Genomic DNA, 17885 nt, shown 5'->3' with positions numbered 1-17885 from the left:
GGCAAACGAAACGAGGTCCCGGGAGCACGCGCTGGCAACGGCCAAGAACCATACCGTCGCCCGGTGTCGACTTTCTATCTGACCGACTACCGACGATCGGCTATCGGCCGCTGGTCACCGGCTGCCGGTCATCGGCCACCAGCCACCAGCTATCGACCGCCGGTACCGACTACCGGTTATCGGATCGCTCGCAGGTGAACGCACATGGTAACACTGACCCGACGAATACTCGTCTACTTGGCGTCGCTGCTCGCCCTGATCGCGCTGTACACGGCGACGTACCAGTGGGGAATGGCCGTTTACGAGGGCGAATCACGCACGTGGTATCAGGCGTTCGAGATCGTCGTACAGTCGATGACGACCACCGGCTACGGCCAGGACGCACCCTGGGAAAGTCTCTGGATGAACGTTCTGATGGTGCTGATCCAGGTGACCGGTATCGCGTACATCGCGGTCGCGATTCCGCAGTTCATCACGCCGTGGCTTCGACAGGTAGTCCAGCCCGCCCCACCCGCCGAGACCGATGCCGTCTCCGACCACGTCGTCATCATCGGCTACTCCGACAACTGTGAGCGACTCGTCGACGAACTCGGGGCAAACGGGACGCCCCACGTCGTTCTCGAGGGCGAAACGGAGCGCGCCCAGACGCTTCACGAGGCGGGACTGAGGGTCGTCCACCGCGACCCGTCGACGGCGGCCGGACTCGAAGCCGCCCGACTCGGGGACGCCCTCGCCGTCGTCGTCGACGCCACCGAACGAGAACTCATCAGGGCCGTCCTCGCGATCGAACGGTACGAGCCGACCGCGACCGTTCTAGTGCTCGTCGCCGCTCCTTCCGACGCCCGATACTTCCGCTACGCCGGCATCGATGAGGTCCTCTCGCCGAAACACCGGCTCGGAAAGGCGCTCGGCGACAAAGTCCGCGACGTCGTCACCCTCGACATCGAGGAGGAGGCCGACTTCGAAGCGGCGTTCGATATCGTCGAGTACCACGTCGATCCCGGGTCGGACCTCTTCGGCGAAACCGTCGCCTCCACTCGACGGCTCGAACAGACCGGTGCGACGGTCCTCGGCGCCTGGATTCGGGGTGATTTTGTGACGCTTCTTCCGGAACGCGTCCGCGTCGACGAGAACACGTCGCTGCTGGTCGCCGGCACCGAAAGCGAACTCGACGGCGTCGCCGAGCGAACCGGCACGCCGGGCAGCCACTATCAGGAGATGGGAGACCCCGTCATCGTCGTCGGGACCGGCCTCGTCGGCACCACGGCCGCCGGCACCCTCGTCCGGGCCGGTCTGGAGACGACCGTCGTCGACACCGAACCCGCAGAACGGGTCGACGTGGTCGGCGACGCCACCGAGGAGGAGACGCTGCTCGAGGCCGGTATCCGGAACGCGCGAACGCTCATCCTCGCGCTCGATAGCGACGAAAGAGCTATCTTGACGACGCTCACCGCCCGCGCACTGAACCCGAATCTCGACATCATCGTCGGCGCGAACGCGACGACCAGCGTGGCGGTCCTGCACACCGCAGGAGCGGACGACGTCCTCGCCCTCCCCAACGTCGCCGGGCGAATGATCACCCTCCGCATTTTCGAACACGAAACGATGACCCTCGGTGATCGTCTCCGCGTTGCCCGTATCAGCGCACCGGCCCTCGCCGGCGAGGAACTCTCGGCCGCGGATGTCCGACTCGAAACCGGCTGTACCGTCGTCGCGCTCGATCGGGACGGAACGTTTTTCTCCACCCCTGACGGGAGAGAACTCGAGCCGACGGACGTACTCGTCGTCTCCGGCACCGGGAGACAGATCCGCGCGTTCCGGGAGCGATACGGTGCAGAGGAGGATTGACCGCGTCGTTTGCGGTCGCCTCCGCGGCGGGGATCCTCGCGCCGTCTCGGGGTTCTCGAGACGAAAGGTCCTTAAGTACCAGTCACATACAGACAAATGGATAGGTCGGGCAGTTAGGCCCTGCTCACTACCCGCAGTATGGCCTTTAGCGGGGACCAAACACCGCGGGCGTCCGGTCAGACCGGCCGGGGCCTCGGGAGCCAACGTGGAAGCCTCGTCCGTCGGGGACAGCGGTCTACGGTGGCCGTCCGCAGGGACGTCCCATCGTGGTTAGTCGGCGACAGCCCATCAGGCGCGGAAGCGAGCAGTGGACCGCCGGACACCTGTCGCTCGACGGGTCGCGGGGTGGAGGAGGCAACCGAGATTCCCCCGGCCGGAACGCCGGGCAATCGCGGCTTCCACATTCATACTTCATCTGCCGTCACATCGATCCGGAGGCGGTGGCGCTGACGAGTGCCTGCTGTGTCTCCGGTTCGACCCGCGCAGTCCTCCAGCCGTAGCATTCGCCGAGACCACAATACGATTAGTTCCCCGGGGCGTGGCGTCCGTATGATCAGTCTCGCGCTCTCGATTCGACAGGCCGATTGCCCGTTGAGCGCGGCGAGTTCAGCGGCCGAGGTCGCGTTCGTCACGCCGCACTGGCACTACGATCACGACCGATCGCAGCTCGAGTTGCGCATCCTCGCCGACGGGAGCGACCGCGCGGCCGTCGAACGCGGCTTAGACGTGATTCGGAGCCACGACGAAACCGACTCGTTCGAACTGCTGGCAAAGCGGGACGGCACCGCCCGCGTTCACCTGACGATGGGGACGACCGACACGATGGGGACGGTCATCGCCAACGGCGGCTACCTCACCGCACCCTTCGAAAACGTCGACGGAAGCGAGCGCTGGGAGATCGGCTTCGACGACGCCGCCGCCGCGGAGCGAACGCTCACCGTCCTCGCCGACCTCGACGACGAGTACGAGATCCGCAGTCGAGAGCGGGTCGATCCGACGACCGTCCTCGAAGACGTTCGCGCCGACACCATCGGCCGAACGGTCCTCGACGGTGCCCGGCGACTTACTCCGACCGAACGCGAAACCATCCACCGCGCCGTCACCGACGGCTACTACGACGTCCCGCGCGAGGCCACGCTCGGCGACCTCGCAGCTGAACTCGGGGTCTCGGACGCCGCCGTTTCGAAGACGCTCCGTCGGGCCGAACGGAAGCTCCTCGTTTCGGCCGTCTCGGCCATCGGACCGGTCGACCAGTCCGACCACGCCGAACCGGACGGCGGGCGCTGAGCCGACCGGGGTTAACATCCTAACGAGAGCAGCCATTCTCGGGCAGTCCATACTCCTCCGCGTTCACACTGTGTACCGGAACTCCGTTTCGCTGCCGTCGATATCGACGTATCTGTTCGCACTGGCACCGCTTACCGCCGCAGCGCTCTGGGGCGGCCTCTACGGCGTGAGCAAGTGGGGCTTCGACGCCATCCCGCCGCTGACGCTCGCGTTCTTGCGCGTCCTGGTCGGTGCAGCCGCACTGTTACCCATCGTCCGCCTTCGGTATCCCCGGCGCGAGTTCACTCGCCGTGACTGCCTCGGCTTTCTCACTCTCGGGGCTGTCGTCGCCGCCTCGCTCGCAACCCAGTTTCTCGGCACCGCCTTCACGACCGCGAGCCAGGGATCGCTCATCACCGTCCTGACGCCGATCTTTACCATCCTGCTCGGCGTCGCCCTCCTCGGCGAAGAGCTCTCGCCGCGACTCGTCGCCGGTATTGTGACCGCGACCGCCGGAACCGTCATCGTCCTCTCCGGGCAGTACCACCTCACTGAACTCGCGGGGGTCGCGACGACGGGGATTCTCATGCTCTTGCTCGCGAGTGCGACCTGGGCGCTTTATACGGTGCTGGGAAAGCCGTTAATCGAACGCTATTCGGCGTTAGAAACGGCAACGTACTCCTGCGTGGCTGCCGTGCCGATGCTCGCGGTTCTCGTCCCGGTCGAGTTCACCCGAACGGGGACCTCGCTTCGCGCGATCGAGTTCACGCCTCAGGTGATCCTCGCGGTGCTCTATCTCGGGGTTCTGGGGACGGCAGCGGCGTGGTATTGCTGGTACAAGGGGTTGGAGTTCGTCGACGCGAGCGTTATCTCGGCGTTCTTTTTCATCCAGCCGATCGTCGGCGCGGTCTTCGGAGCGACGTTGCTCGGCGAGTCGCTCGGCTCGCGGTTCGTCCTTGGCGGGGTCGTGATGGCTGTCGGCGTCTATTTCGTGTCGACGGAGTCGAATCCGTAATCGCCAATCGTGTGAGTCTGGCGACTATCGGCCGCCAGCACCATCGCTTTCGATTGATCCGAACACCTACCGGTGCATGACGGCCGTATGCCCGCGTGTCTCGATAAGGTCGGCACTGACGCGATCTGCAAGCGTCCGTGCTTTCTCCTCGGTCGGGTTCCCGGCGCGGGCCGCGCGGAGGAACTTTACCTTCACGAGGTTGCGGTTCGAAAGCTGATCGTTGAGTTCGTCGACGACGGCATCGATGCCGCTTTTGCCGACCCAGACCGTGACATCGACATCGTGGGCCTGCTCTTTGAGTCGCTGGTTGTCCATACGCCACGTATCGTATCCAGGTGGTTAATCCTCTCGAAGGAGCGCCGCTCGAACACCGCTCGAACACCGCTCGAACACCGCTCGAACACCGCTCGAACACCGCTCGAACACCGCTCGAACACCGCTCGAACACCGCGAGTTCGGTAGTTCGAAAGTTCGTCACTCGGGACTCGCGTCGGCTGCCGACTCCGAATCGGCTGTCGCCGTCCCGGCTTGCCGATCGCCGTACGGATATCTGGCGTGTGCGCCGCACTCGCAGGTGATCACGACGTGGCCGTCCTGAAGCCGAACGCGGGCGTTCGCGCCCGGCCGAAGATACGCATCGCAGGCATCGCAGGTGAACCGCCGGAATTCACAGGGCAGCGTCAGACGGTTTCGTTCCGCCACACGCCGAGCCAGGCGCACGTAGTACCGCGCCCGGTCGTCCTCGCCATCGGCTGCTGCCGCTCGAGCGAGTTCGTGTAGCCGGTCGATCCGTTCTGCGGCGACGGTCATACTGCTGGTTGGACGCCACAACCTATTGGTGTTGTGTTCCGCCACTAATCCGGGCTGTACCGATGCTGATCCCTGGGAACAGCGCGGTCACACACGTCTAGTTTCAACCAACGTTCAAGAGAACATGGTTTCGAAGCGTTTTATACTGGGGGTGTTGACCCTTTGAAGTGTACGACTGATCGAACCGTCCTACTACGGAACCGAACTCGTGGCACGAAGGTCCCCCACAGTTTAACGAGATGAACCGTGATCGTTTCCCAATCCCTCCCTGCACGTTCGACGATTGGCTCTCCCGCACTCGACTCACCGGTCCGACTTGCTGGGTCCGGTCGCTCGATGAGACGTGACGTGCGAGCGCGCACAGTGTCCACAGATTCTTTACACTCGAAACCGATGTCCAACCGACTGTTAGCCGATACCCGACCGAGGTGCACCGAATCGATATGAACTCACCACCAGACGAGTCCGACGAGTCCACCGACGGGATTAGTCGGCGGGCGATGCTGGCTGCCGGCGCAACTGGCCTCGCGATCGGAGCAAGCGGCTGTATCAACCGCGTCCAGAGCGTCGTCGACCCGAACAGTTCCACTGGGATGTCCGTCTCCATTCTCACACTGCCCGGTGCGGATGGGGACAGAGAAGGAGCCCAGATCGCACGCCATCTCGAGGAGAATCTTCGCTCCGTCGGCGTCAACGCAACGATCAACACGCGATCGCGATCTGAACTCCTCGAGACGGTCCTGCTCGAGCAGGATTTCGATATCTACGTCGGGCGTCACCCGGCCGACTTCAATCCCGACTTTCTTTACGAGGCGTTACACTCGACGTACGCGTACGAAAGCGGCTGGCAGAATCCGTTTAAGTTTATGGACCCCTCCTTCGATAGCGAGGTTCGATTTACGGACCCCTCCTTCGATGGTGCCCTCGAGCGACAACGCACCGTCGAGGGAGCCGAGCGCGAGGAAGCTATCGCCGAACTCCTCTGGCGGTTCGCCCTCGAACAACCGTTCATTCCGGTCTGTATCCCGAACGAGTATCGGCTCGTCCAAACGGATCGCTTTAGCGGATGGGAAGATGGACATCTCGCAACCCGACTTGGTTATCTCGGACTCGAACCGGCGGCGGATGTCGAGCAGCTACACGCGCTGATCACCGACGCTCGACCGACGCGAAACCTCAATCCGCTCTCGGCGACGGCCCGCGAGCGAGGGACCGTTACCGACTTGCTGTACGACTCGCTTGCGACCTACGAAGAGACGGACGACGACAGCGAGAGCAACCTGAGACCGTGGCTCGCAGCCGACTGGGAGTGGAACGGCTCGACCGCGACGATCGAATTGCGCAAGGATTGTACGTTCCACAACGGCGATCCGCTGACGGCTCAGGACGTCGAGTTCACCTATCGGTTCCTCGCGGACACGACGCTCGGTCGCGCGCCGGAGGCCTCGCCGGCACCGCGCTATCGCGGCCAGGTCGCTGCGGTAGACTCGATCACCGCCGAGGACAACTACCACCTGACGATTTCGTCCTCGACCAGTCCCGAAGTTGCCGAGCGTGCGTTTACGGTACCGATTCTGCCACGGCGCATCTGGACGGAACGCGTCGATACACGTGTGACCGGCGCCGACGAGTTCTCACCGCCGCAGGGGACCTGGTCGCTCGTCACGGCCAACAATATTCCGCCGGTCGGAAGCGGCCCCTTCCAGTTCGCCGACCGGAGTAAGGGAGAGTTCTTACTCCTCGAACGCTTTGAGGACCACTTTTCCGTGGGTACAGACGACGTTCCGGAACCGACTGTCCCCGAACTTCGTCTCGAAGTCGACCCGGGGACGGCCTCCTCCATCGACCGGATCACAAGCGGCGGGGCGGACATGACGACGGCCCGCCTCGAGACGTACGCTCTCGGTGGAATCTCGGATGACGATCCAGTCGAGCGGGTCGAGGATACGTCTTGGACGTTCTACCATATCGGGTTTAACACCCTCAAAGAGCCGTTTAGCAACCCCCGCTTTCGCCGTGCCGTCGCCCGACTGGTCGACAAGGGTTGGATCACCGAAACGGTCTTCAATGGCCACGCACGACCTGTCGCCGCGCCCGTCGCCGAGAAATGGACTCCCGACAGTGACTCCGAGGTCGACTCGCTCGTCTGGGAGGACAAAGACCCCGTCACCCCGTTCCTCGGAACCGACGGCGAACTTGATGTCGAGGCCGCCAGGTCACTGTTTGCCGAAGATTACGAGTACGACAACGACGGAAACCTGCTGAGGTAACACAATGCTCACGCAGCTTCTGTTGCAGGTCGTCGTCGCTGTTTCGATCCTCCTTTCGGTCGGACTCGCGGGCGTCGTTGGTCGGGACCGCCTCTCACTGCTCCGCGAGGAGTGGAAGTCTCGCCTTCGTACCAGCGCCCCTGCAATCGCCTTGCTCCTTGCAATCTTGTTGCTCAATCGAATCATGCGACAGCAGGGACGCAGTCTCTCTCAGGAATACGGCGTCCACATGACCGAGGTGTTTTACACCATCGAGGGCGAGTTCGTCTTACACTTTCAGAAGATCGCCTCGCCCGAAGCAAACGCGTACTTCTCGATGAGCTACGTCTACGGCTACGTCTTTTTGCTCATCTTTCCAGTCATTGCGTACGCGGCACGGTCGAAGACGATCGACTTTCGGCGGCTCCTGATAGCCTACTCGCTCAACTATGCGATCGGCCTCGTCTTCTACATTCTGTTTATCGCCTATGGCCCGCGAAACGTGTTTGTCGAAGAGCTCACTCAAACAATGCTGTACGACAACAATCCGCAAGTACAGTATCTCACCACCGAGGTCAACCGGAACACGAACGTCTTTCCCTCGCTTCACACCTCCCTCTCAGCAACCGTCGCCACGTTCGCCTACCAAACCCGCTCGACGTATCCTCGATGGTTCCCCATCGCTGTCTGTCTCAGTATCAGCATCATGATCTCGACGATGTATCTGGGCATTCACTGGGGCATCGACGTGCTCGCCGGACTCGCACTCGCCGGCTTCTGTGTTTCCCTCTCGACCTACCTCGTCGATCGGTGGTCGCTCACAGCGATCTTCGAACAGGTCCGCGAGCGAGTTCACGAGTACCGTGATACCGTGACGACGCCATCGCAGGAGAACTCGTGAGACAGCGATCGGATACCGTTTCGTCCGTCGGCCGTTCTGAACCGCCACGGATTCCGACAGTGGAACAGGGGACAGCGCAATACTGTTATATCGTCCCCGGCGAACTGTGGCAACGGACGATATGAGTGATCCCCCACCGTCCTCCAGTCCGGACCGCCGTCGTACCCCGTCCGCAGGTCGTGATAGCGCCGGTCTCAGCCGTCGAGCAATGCTCGCCGCGTCGGTCGGCCTTTCCGCATCGACCAGTGGCTGTCTCCAACATGTCCGCAGTATCGTCAATCGAAACGAGGTCGAACAGCTCTCGCTGACGATCACGACGCTTTCCGCCGACGGGGACAGAGAGAGTATCCAGCTCGCACAGGATATCGGCGCGACGCTGGAAACTGCCGGAATCGACATCGAGATCGATATGCAGTCACGGGAGGCGTTTCGCCGCACGGTCCTGATTAACCACGACTTCGATATCTACGTCGGTCGCCACCCCGGCGATATCCGCCCGGACTTTCTCTACGAAACCCTCCACTCGAAATTCGCCGACGAATCGGGCTGGCAGAATCCGTTCGGCTTTACGAATCTCACGTTCGATACGTACCTCGATCGCCAGCAGCGCGCCGGCGGCGAGGAGCGCGAACAGGCCGTCAGCCGGACCCTCGAAGCACTCGCGCTCGAACAACCGTTCGTCCCCATTTGCGTTCCACACGAGTTCAGACTCGTTCGAACCGATCGGTTCGACGGCTGGAAGCAAGGCCATCTCGCAACCCGTATGGGGTATCTCGGACTCGATCCGCCGACGACGGAGGAGGCCGTGCTTCGAGCGGCCCATACGGATTCTCGGCCGTCGCAGAATCTCAACCCGCTCGCAGTGGAGTTTCGAAATCGTGGGCTGGTCACGGGATTGCTGTACGATTCGCTTGCGGTACCGAGATGGAGTGGGGATGGGACGGATGCTGGAGGGGGCGACGAGGAAACGGACGGTGTCGAGGAAGACGGCGATCGGACATATTCTCCGTGGCTCGGGACCGATTGGACGTGGAACGAGAACGAGAACGAGACCGAGGCCGAGAACGAAGAAGGGGACGAACGTACCGGAAACGGTAGTGGCATCGATACCGATACTGATACTGATACTGATATCGAACTCAATCCCGATACCCAACTCGAGCCCACTGGCACGCTGACCGTCACGCTCCGAGAGGACTGCCAGTTCCACGACGGCCACGAACTCACCGCCGACGATGTCGCCTTTACTATCGACTTTCTGTCCGATACGACACGGGACGACAGCGAGTTCCCCGCGCCGTCGCCACGCTACCGCGGTCACGTCGATCCGATCGCGGACGTAACCAAGCAGGGCGAATACGAACTCGAGTTCACCTGTACGGCGAGCGAACCGGTCGCCAAACGCGTCCTCGAGATTCCGATCTTGCCCGCGCACATCTGGACCGAGCGGACCGAGACGGCGAGTATCCCTGCGATCACCGTCGCAGACGGAACGACGGAAGCTCTCATCACCGAGAATCTGCCGCCGGTCGGAAGCGGCCCCTTCCAGTTCGAAAACCGGACCCAGCGCGAGTTCGTCACACTAGAGCGCTACGACGAGCACTTTACGCGACGCGAGTCCGTCGCGCTCCCCGAGCCCAGCGCCGAGACGCTCCGAATACGGATCGATCCGCGGAGTACGTCCGCGATCGAACTCGTCGAGAGCGACGAGGCGGACGTGACGAGTCTCGCCCTCGAATCCTACGTCGTCGACGACGTGCTCGCAGCCGAAAGCGAACGCGAGCAAACCAGCGACTCGGATCCGATCGAAGTGATCGAGTCGTCCACGGGATCGTTCTACCACCTCGGTTTCAACGCGCGGACCGCGCCGTTTTCCAATCCGCGGTTCAGACGGGTGATCGCCCGGTTGATCGACAAAGAACAGTTAGTCTCGGACGTCTTCTACGGTCACGCACGGCCGATCGCGGCACCCGTCACCCGAGAGTGGACACCCGACTCGTTGGCGTGGACGGGAACCGATCCCGAGACGCCGTTCCTCGGGACTGACGGTGAACTCGATGTCGAGGCGGCACGAGCGGCGTTCGAGGAGGCGGGCTTTCGATACGACGACGAGGGGCGGCTTCGGGTGAGATACTGATGCTCACGCAGGTTCTCGTCCAGTTGGTCGTCGTCGTCACGCTCATGATCGCCGTCTCCGTGGCACTCTTCGTCGGCCGCCGCCGACTGCAAGTGACGCGCACGGAGTGGCGCACCCGGCTTCGCGCTACGGCACCCGCGCTGGCCGTCCTCACCGTCGCCTTGCTGTTCAACAGTATCGCCAGACAGCTCGTTCCCGACCTCTCGTGGATGATCGGCTGGAACCTCACCTGGGCCATCTACGACATCGAGGGCCAGTTCATCCTCTGGCTACAGTCCTTCGAGACGCCGGCCGTGACGGCCTACTTCTCCTTTATCTACATCTACGGCTACGTCTTCGCGCTCACCTTTCCGGTCGTCGCCTACTTCGCCCTCGCTGATACGCGCCCGCTTCGCGAACTGTTGGCCGCCTACACGCTCAACTACACCCTCGGACTCGTCCTCTACGTCTTCGTCATCGCCTTCGGACCGCGGAACATGATGCCTGAACTCGTCGAGGCGCTGCTGTACGATACGTATCCGCAGTACCAACACCTCACGCGACAGGTCAACCGAAACACGAACGTCTTCCCCTCGTTGCACGCCTCCCTCGCGACGACCGTCACGCTCCTCGCCTACCGAACTCGAGACCAGTATCCGACGTGGTTTTACGTCACTCTCGGATTGGGAACCTCGATAGCGCTCTCGACGATGTATCTGGGCATCCACTGGGCGATCGACGTGCTCGCGGGCCTCGGACTCGCCTACATCAGCGTCAGTCTCGCCCGCGTACTCGTCGACCGCTGGTCCGTCTCCGCCTGGATCGCCTCGATTCGGGGTCGGGACGCGGACGACGATCGCGAGATGGATTCGAGTTCGGATCACACCTGATCGGTGTCGTCGCTGACGGTCGAGGGTACGCCGATGTCGGGTTAGCATTCGGCATTTCTGTGAGGTGTGAGGTGTGGGGTGTGAGGTGTGAGGAAACGGGCTGTCGTAGGAGGAACACACACTGACTGTGAAAAGTGGGCTCGAGTGTGAGTCTCGAGGGAGTCGCGTACCGAACCGTGGCTTCCGGCAACCGTGAGCGATCAGCTATCAGTTATCTTCGAGCGCGTCCGCGATCCGCTTGAGCGCGCGCGTCTGGTCGCGCATTTCGTCGCGGAGTTGGCGCACCTCGCGGACGAGTTCTTCGTTGCCGACTTCGTCGCTGCCGCCGGGGCCGCCGCCCATGCCGCCGGGACCGCCGGGGCCGCCTCCCATCATGCCGCCCATCATCTGTGCGAACGGGTTCCCGCCGCCGCCCATGCCGCCGGGTCCGCCGCCACCGCCGAACGGACTCTCCGGGGGCTCGCCCTCGCCTTCGCCCTCTTCGGCGCGCTTTTCGCGGATTTCCTCGACTCGTTCGCGGAAGGACTTTTCTTCGCCGTCGTTTGCGTCGGCGTCACCGTTGTCGTCGACAGCGGTATCGGGTTCGTTTTCGTCCGTCATACCCTCAGATTCTGGACCGCCGGGGAAAAGGATTGTTATGTTTTCGGGGCTGCTGACGTGTTTCGTGGCTGCGAGGGCGAGGACGAGAGCGAAGGAAACCAGACTGTACGCCGGAACCGAACGCAGGCGTCGCGAGGAAACCGAACGACTATCTCGGTGCCGCCACAGACTACCGTATGGCTGGTCGCATCCACGCGATTCATATCGCGCCCGAACAGGGCGCGCCGATGGAACGAGTCGACCGTGTTATGGCCGTCGCCGACCGCGGACTCGAGGGCGACCGCTACTACCGCGCCGAGGGCACGTTCGACGCCCGCGAGGGCAGCGACCTCACGCTCATCGAACGCGAAACGCTCGCAGCCGTCGAACGCGAGTACGACATCGAACTCGAACCCGGCGTTCACCGGCGGAACGTGACGACGACAGGAGTGCCGTTGAATCACCTGGTCGGCAGCCGATTCCGTGTCGGCGATGCCATCTGTGAAGGGACTGAACTCTGTGAGCCGTGTTCGTACCTCGAGCGCCACCTCGACGAAGCGGGAATCCGCGAGGCGTTGGTCCACCGTGGCGGCCTCCGGGCGCGGATTCTGGAGGGTGAATCGATCGCCGAAACCGACCGGATCGAGTACTCACTTCGCGAATCCGTGGCGGAATATGACGAATAGCCACGTTCGAGTTAGATATCCGAACATAGTCGGGACAGATCGGAACACCTTCCGGAACCAGTACAGTTTTCCCCGGCTACTCCTGAACACCCAATACGTCATATAGGGGATCGATCATGAACGAGCCAGGGACACAATCGCTGCTAGATCAGGACACACTCGACCGGCGAGTGCGGGCCGGAAAGACGCCACAATGGGTCGCCGATCACTGGGAGACGTTTCAGTCCGGGCTGCTCGGCGAGCGAAACGATTCGCCGTTCCCCTGTTTCTTCGGCGCCGAATCCGTCAGCAACGGGGAACCGCTGTACACGACGGTACCGTCGATGAGCGACGCCGACGCGCTGTTGACGCTTCGCGATCGCATCCTCGAATACCTCGACGTGTATCGGGATCACGCCGACCGCGCCTCGCTCGTCACCTTCTTCAAACCGCCCGCGGACCCGCTCTCGGAGCGAGCGTACCACGACGCGCTCTGGCACATCCTCCAGACGCTTCACCTCCACGACCCCCACCCCTGGCCCGAAGACATCCCCACGGACCCCGACGACCAGTACTGGGAGTTCTGTCTCGGCGGCGAACCGATGTTTCCGACCTGCCGAGCCCCGTTCTACGACACGCGCAAGAGCCGCTACTGTCCGGTCGGGCTCGAAATCACGTTCCAGCCGCGCGCACTCTTCGAGGGGCTGAACGTGACCGCCGACGACGAGGCCGGACAGCGTGCGCGCGACATCATCCAAAATCGGCTCGAAGACTACGACGGCGTTTGCCCGCACGCCGACCTCGGCGACTGGGGCGTCGACGGCGACCGGGAGTGGCCCCAGTACATGCTCTCCGCCGACGACGAACAGGCACCCTCGGAGTGTCCGATGACGGTGACCCGAGACCATCCCAAGCCGGCTGCGAGACTACCATGACAGAGGATCCCGATTCCGCTATCCCCGACGACGCCGCGTTGCTCCTGATCGACTTCCAACGGGGGTTCGACGACCCGTCGTGGGGCTCGCGGAACAATCCCGACGCCGAGAACCGCGCCGCCGACCTGCTCGCACACTGGCGCGAGACCGACCGACCCGTCGTCCACGTCCGCCACGACTCGACCGAAGCGGCGTCACCGCTTCGCAGCGACCAGCCGGGGTTCGCGTTCAAACCCGAGACGGAACCGCGCGCGGACGAGCGGACGTTCGTCAAATCGGTCAACGGCGCGTTCGTCGACACCGAACTCGAAGCGTGGTTACGCGACCGCGAACTCGAGACGCTCGTCGTCGCCGGATTGACCACGGACCACTGCGTCTCGACGACGACGCGGATGGCCGAGAACCGCGGGTTCGACGTGCGTCTCGTCGCCGATGCGACCGCCACCTTCGGACGGACGTTCGACGCGGAAACGTTCGACGCGGAGACGATTCACCGAACCGCTCTGGCCCAGCTCGAGGGCGAGTTCGCAACAGTCGTTCGAACGGCGTCGATCGTGTCCGAGTGAGTCGGTGAGCTGGCGTTTCGGAATCGACACCGTTTCGCGTTGCGGACCAGTTCTCCACTGATCGGCTATCGTCGGCGGGCGGTCCGTCTCCGTCGTCCGGAAAGAGCGCCGCGGGACGGGTCCGCACCCACGAGCAACCGCCATCAACGGGTCACGAGCGCTCGTCCCACTCTTCGCGGAGCAGTCCGTACTGGATCATATCGCGGTGCTCCCCGTCGACGAACATGTATTTGCGACGGCGACCTTCCTCGGCGAACCCGAGCGACTCTAGCAGGCCGCGGGAGGCGTCGTTGAAATCGTAGGCCTCCGCGCCCACCGCAGGGGTATCGTACGCCCGGAAGACGTACTCGATGGCGAGCGAAACGGCCTCTTTGCCGTAGCCCTCGCCGTGAACCGACGGCACGAGCCAGTAGCCGAGTTCGGGACGTTTGTAGTTCATATCCGCCACGGTCACCTGGCCGATCCGCGTCACGTCGTCAGTGCTCGGCGATCCGGGGGGAACACCGTCTTCGAGCGTGACGAGAAGTCGGTCCGTCCCCGACTCAGCGATATCGAACGCTTCCTGACTTCTGATCGGGTTCCCGAGCGGATACCGAAGGTCGGGGTTGGCGCTTGCCCGCTGTAAAAACGGTATATCTTCACTTTCGACGATCCGAAGGGCGACCCGCTCGCCGCTCGTGACTCGCGCACCTGGCATGACTGCAGCCAGGCGGAGACGCCGCATCAGTTTTGTGCGAAAACGGCGGAATCGGTTCGGGATTCGCTACTGCGATCGGCGGCCGCCGCCTCACCCGAAGGAGCCGAGCGACGACTGCAGATTCCGCTCTGACTCACCCTCGGTGAACTCGTAGCCGACGAGATCCCGCATGTCCACGGCGTAGGTCGTCCCGCCGTTTTCGAGGACGAGCAGCCGCCCCTTCACGCCGACGACCGTTCCCCTCGCCATCGTCTCCTGAACCGGGCGAGCGTCGAGTTCACCGTCGGCTGCCAGTTCGTAGTCGAACGCGAACCGATCGATGACGTCGAACGGCTCGAGAACGGCCTCCCAGGCGTTCTTGTCGACCTCGGCTGCGAGTGCGTCGACCTTCGGGTCGGTTCGCACGCGGTCGACGAGTCGAGTCGCGATCTTCGCCTCGATCTCGCGGGCGATCTTTCCGTTGGGGACGGTGTGGACGTGGGCCGCGCGGTCGGCCCCCTGCTCGCGGAGGCGGGTTTCGAGTCGCCAGTGGCGGGTGACCCCGACCTTGAACGTGTCGGGGGCGAACGCGGCGATGTAGACGGCGTGCTCCTCGTAACAGTCCATTTCGTCCTTCAGACAGGTGCCCGTACAGCGGGCACAGACCCAGGTGCTCGTGTGGAACTCGCAGTAGGGTGCTGACGGGCGGTCGCAGGCGATGTGCTGGCCGTCGTCGATGGTGCCGGCGCAGTGGCGCTTGCCGAGCGCGTAGGTGAGTTCGTCCCCGGGCTCGAGTTCGCGGCGCTCGACGGCGTCGCCGTTGGCGAGCAGGAGCGCGGAGCCCCGGGCGCTGGGTTCGTAGCCGACCAGTTGCACGCGTGCGCGTTCGCAGCGCGAACGGATAGGCGTAGCGTTCCGGGCGAATCAGTCGTCGAGTAGTTGTTTCGAACCGAGGTGGTTGTGGTGGTTGTGGTTTGGTAGCACACCAGAAGGAGAGGGCTGATTTTGTCACAATTAGGATTCTAGCGAATTGGAACCCGTTTAATCTCCTCAGAATCGTCTCCGCTGACATCAGTATTCGGACGATTCTCTCGGGAGCACTACCGAGCACTTCGGTCTGCTTCTCGGCGAAGTGAACGTCCCAATACACCTCATATCTAACATGTTTATATTTATATAAAATATATAAGTTATTGAGCGAGTTCGGTGCCGGATTTACTGCGACATGAGAGACACGCACGCAGCCACGGAGGACGCGGCGGCAGATGATCGACGGACGTTTCTGCGGGCGATCGGCGCGGCCGCGACGGTTCCCGCCCTCGTGGGGACCGCGGTCGGAGACGCGAGTTCGGAATCGAACGCGCCGGAGCCGATTCGCTCCAGCGACGAAATCGTGCCGATCACGCACGGGGTCGCCGTCGGTGACGTGACGGCGACGACGGCGGTCGTCTGGGCCCGCGCCGAGCGCGAGGCGACGATCCACGTCGCGTACGCGCCGATCGAGTCGGCCGACAACGCCGGCTACGAGCGAGTCAGCGTCGACGGGGAGACCGACTACACCGGTCACGTCCGCCTGACTGAACTCGCGTCCGGCACGGAGTACCGGTACTTCGTCTGGGCGATGCCCGCCACAGCCGGGCCGATGTCGAAACGGCCGCTCGACGTCGACGAACTGACGGCCGACGCGATGCCCGATGCGATCGAACACGGAACGTTCCTCACGGCACCGTCGGCGACCGAAGAACGATCCGTCACCTTCGCCTGGAGCGGCGACACGTGGGGCTACGGCGACGACCCGATCGAACCGCCGTTCCCCGGCCTGCGATCCATCGCGGAACGCGAGCCGGACTTCTTCCTCTATCACGGGGACACCATCTACGCCGACGCGCAGACGCCGGCCGGAAAGATTACGGAGAACACGCCGCTCGACGAGGCGCTCGAGATCTACCGGGACAAGTACAAGGAGATGCGAGACCCGCCGGCGAGCGTCGCCGAGCGGACGAACCTCCGCGAACTCTTGGAGTCCACGTCGGTCTACACCGTCTGGGACGACCACGAGGTCATCAACAACTTCGCCGGGCCGATCGAACCGCTGATGCCCGAGGGGCGGCGCGCGTTCCGCGAGTACTGGCCGCTCGACCGGGACGAGGACGCCGCACCCGGCGACTCCAACCGGTTCTACGACTCGTTCCGCTGGGGGAAACACGTCGAACTGTTCCTCATCGACACCCGCCAGTACCGCGACCCAAACGTCGAACTCGACTCGAAGACGTTGCTCGGACGCGAGCAACGCGAGTGGCTGAAGGACGCGCTCGCCGACTCCGATGCGACCTGGAAGGTACTCGCCTCGCCGGCCCCGCTCGGGTACCCGTCGGACTCGTGGGCCACGCCGGCGGATCGAACCGGCTACGAGGCGGAACTCCTCGAACTCGTCGAGTACGTCCAGACGGAGGAAATCGCGAATCTGGTCGTCGTCGCCGGCGACGTTCACAAGTCCGTCGTCGGCGCGTTCGATCCGGACGACGACGGCGAGTTCGAGTTCGTCGAGGCGGTCGCCGGGCCGCTCGGCGCGCCAAGCGGTCCCGCGGACGAACAGTACGCGCCGTTGAACCCGACGACGTTCTTCGCCAAGGGCGAGTACGCGAATTTCGGGACCGTCGAAGTGGCCGAATCCGGAGAGGCGATCACGATCGGCATCTACGACGAGTTCGGCGACGAGCAGTTCACGACGGAGGTGCAGGCGACCGATATCGATCCCGGGTTGACGCCGACAGACAGCATCGAGAGTTCGTTCGACGAGGGGACCGACGGCTGGCTCGTCTCGCAGAACGGCGGCAGCGACCAGCCGGAATACTACGAAACGGGCGGCAATCCGGGCGGCCACATCGGCGACGAGGAGAATCAGGGCGGTATCGCCTGGTACTACCAGGCGCCGTTCTCGTACCTCGGCGACCGCGAGTCCTTCTACGGCGGGACGCTCTCGTTCGACCTGCGACAGGAACAGCCCGATCAGCAGTTCGACGCCGAACCGATCGAGGGCGGGGACGTGCTGCTCGCCGGCGACGGCACGCAACTCGTCTACGAGTTCCGCGACCCCGAACAGGTACCGGGCGAGGAGTGGACCTCGTTCGAGGTTCCGCTGACTGCGTCCGTGCCCTGGATCGACCTGACGAGCCAGGAGCCCCTGGCGACCGAAGAGCGGTTCCGCAACGTGCTCGCCGATCTGACCGTGCTCCGCATCCGCGGGGAGTATCGCTCGGGAGACGACGCGAGCTACCTCGATAACGTGGTCCTCTCGAAGTGACGCCGCACTAAGCAGCGGTCCCGCCCGCCCGTCGAGCACCGACGCCGGACGGACAACACCTATCA

16 protein-coding genes and 1 other RNA gene are annotated in these 17885 nt (G+C 63.5%); 12 read left to right on the top strand and 5 right to left on the bottom strand.

Going from position 1 to position 17885, the window contains the following annotated elements; genetic code table 11:
- Positions 1-204: 204 nt before the first annotated feature.
- From C480_RS02555 to C480_RS02545, 4 genes are all read left to right on the top strand, one after another.
- Positions 205-1848 (top strand): potassium channel family protein, encoded by a 1644-nt coding sequence (locus C480_RS02555; RefSeq protein ID WP_006664056.1) that lies wholly within the window; start codon positions 205-207, stop codon positions 1846-1848.
- 93 nt (positions 1849-1941) lie between these two features.
- An RNA gene (gene ffs, locus C480_RS22000) (signal recognition particle sRNA) lies at positions 1942-2253 on the top strand.
- A gap of 144 nt (positions 2254-2397) precedes the next feature.
- Positions 2398-3135 (top strand): helix-turn-helix domain-containing protein, encoded by a 738-nt coding sequence (locus C480_RS02550; protein ID WP_006664055.1) that lies wholly within the window; start codon positions 2398-2400, stop codon positions 3133-3135.
- A gap of 70 nt (positions 3136-3205) precedes the next feature.
- Positions 3206-4129, top strand: coding sequence for a DMT family transporter (locus C480_RS02545; RefSeq protein ID WP_006664054.1), 924 nt, complete (start codon positions 3206-3208; stop codon positions 4127-4129).
- Between the two features lie 66 nt (positions 4130-4195).
- Here C480_RS02545 and C480_RS02540 read toward each other — a convergent pair whose 3' ends face one another.
- Positions 4196-4444 (bottom strand): YhbY family RNA-binding protein, encoded by a 249-nt coding sequence (locus C480_RS02540; protein ID WP_006664053.1) that lies wholly within the window; start codon positions 4442-4444, stop codon positions 4196-4198.
- Positions 4445-4603: 159 nt separating this feature from the next.
- Positions 4604-4939 (bottom strand): ribonuclease P protein component 4, encoded by a 336-nt coding sequence (locus C480_RS02535; RefSeq protein ID WP_006664052.1) that lies wholly within the window; start codon positions 4937-4939, stop codon positions 4604-4606.
- A gap of 443 nt (positions 4940-5382) precedes the next feature.
- On the opposite strand from C480_RS02535, the gene C480_RS02530 reads away from it, so the two are divergent.
- The 4 genes from C480_RS02530 to C480_RS02515 all read left to right on the top strand — a co-directional run bounded on the left by C480_RS02530 (position 5383) and on the right by C480_RS02515 (position 11095).
- Positions 5383-7209: an ABC transporter substrate-binding protein gene (locus C480_RS02530; protein ID WP_006664051.1), complete on the top strand. Its 1827-nt coding sequence runs from the start codon at positions 5383-5385 to the stop codon at positions 7207-7209.
- Positions 7210-7213: 4 nt separating this feature from the next.
- The gene (locus tag C480_RS02525) at positions 7214-8089 is read left to right on the top strand and encodes a phosphatase PAP2 family protein (protein WP_006664050.1); all 876 of its coding nucleotides are present in this window, start codon (positions 7214-7216) and stop codon (positions 8087-8089) included.
- Between the two features lie 121 nt (positions 8090-8210).
- The gene (locus C480_RS02520) at positions 8211-10226 is read left to right on the top strand and encodes an ABC transporter substrate-binding protein (RefSeq protein ID WP_049903119.1); all 2016 of its coding nucleotides are present in this window, start codon (positions 8211-8213) and stop codon (positions 10224-10226) included.
- Positions 10226-11095, top strand: a complete 870-nt coding sequence (locus C480_RS02515; RefSeq protein WP_006664048.1) for a phosphatase PAP2 family protein — start codon at positions 10226-10228, stop codon at positions 11093-11095. The genes C480_RS02520 and C480_RS02515 overlap by 1 nt, the downstream gene beginning before the upstream one ends.
- Before the next feature lie 207 nt (positions 11096-11302).
- Here C480_RS02515 and C480_RS02510 read toward each other — a convergent pair whose 3' ends face one another.
- The gene (locus C480_RS02510) at positions 11303-11734 is read right to left on the bottom strand and encodes a hypothetical protein (protein ID WP_083873330.1); all 432 of its coding nucleotides are present in this window, start codon (positions 11732-11734) and stop codon (positions 11303-11305) included.
- A gap of 137 nt (positions 11735-11871) precedes the next feature.
- Here C480_RS02510 and C480_RS02505 point away from each other — a divergent pair, with 137 nt between their 5' ends.
- The 3 genes from C480_RS02505 (at position 11872) to C480_RS02495 (ending at position 13840) form a co-directional block, all read left to right on the top strand.
- Positions 11872-12360, top strand: a complete 489-nt coding sequence (locus tag C480_RS02505) for an MOSC domain-containing protein (RefSeq protein WP_006664046.1) — start codon at positions 11872-11874, stop codon at positions 12358-12360.
- A 116-nt stretch (positions 12361-12476) separates the two neighbouring features.
- Positions 12477-13274: a YqcI/YcgG family protein gene (locus C480_RS02500; protein WP_006664045.1), complete on the top strand. Its 798-nt coding sequence runs from the start codon at positions 12477-12479 to the stop codon at positions 13272-13274.
- On the top strand, positions 13271-13840 hold the full coding sequence (locus C480_RS02495) for a cysteine hydrolase family protein (RefSeq protein ID WP_006664044.1): 570 nt from the start codon (positions 13271-13273) through the stop codon (positions 13838-13840). Before C480_RS02500 ends, C480_RS02495 begins: the two co-directional genes overlap by 4 nt.
- A gap of 151 nt (positions 13841-13991) precedes the next feature.
- On the opposite strand, the gene C480_RS02490 is transcribed toward C480_RS02495, so the two are convergent.
- Both C480_RS02490 and C480_RS02485 read right to left on the bottom strand, forming a co-directional pair.
- Positions 13992-14537: a GNAT family N-acetyltransferase gene (locus C480_RS02490; RefSeq protein ID WP_006664043.1), complete on the bottom strand. Its 546-nt coding sequence runs from the start codon at positions 14535-14537 to the stop codon at positions 13992-13994.
- A gap of 90 nt (positions 14538-14627) precedes the next feature.
- Complete coding sequence (locus C480_RS02485) at positions 14628-15392, bottom strand: DUF2797 domain-containing protein (RefSeq protein ID WP_006664042.1); 765 nt, start codon at positions 15390-15392, stop codon at positions 14628-14630.
- 349 nt (positions 15393-15741) lie between these two features.
- On the opposite strand from C480_RS02485, the gene C480_RS02480 reads away from it, so the two are divergent.
- On the top strand, positions 15742-17820 hold the full coding sequence (locus tag C480_RS02480) for an alkaline phosphatase D family protein (RefSeq protein WP_006664041.1): 2079 nt from the start codon (positions 15742-15744) through the stop codon (positions 17818-17820).
- Positions 17821-17885 lie beyond the last annotated feature (65 nt).

Source organism: Natrialba aegyptia DSM 13077 (genome assembly GCF_000337535.1).
Classification (GTDB): Archaea; Halobacteriota; Halobacteria; order Halobacteriales; family Natrialbaceae; genus Natrialba; species Natrialba aegyptia.
The sequence above is the reverse complement of the archived record's forward strand: the minus strand, read 5'-3'. Positions and strand labels throughout refer to the sequence as shown.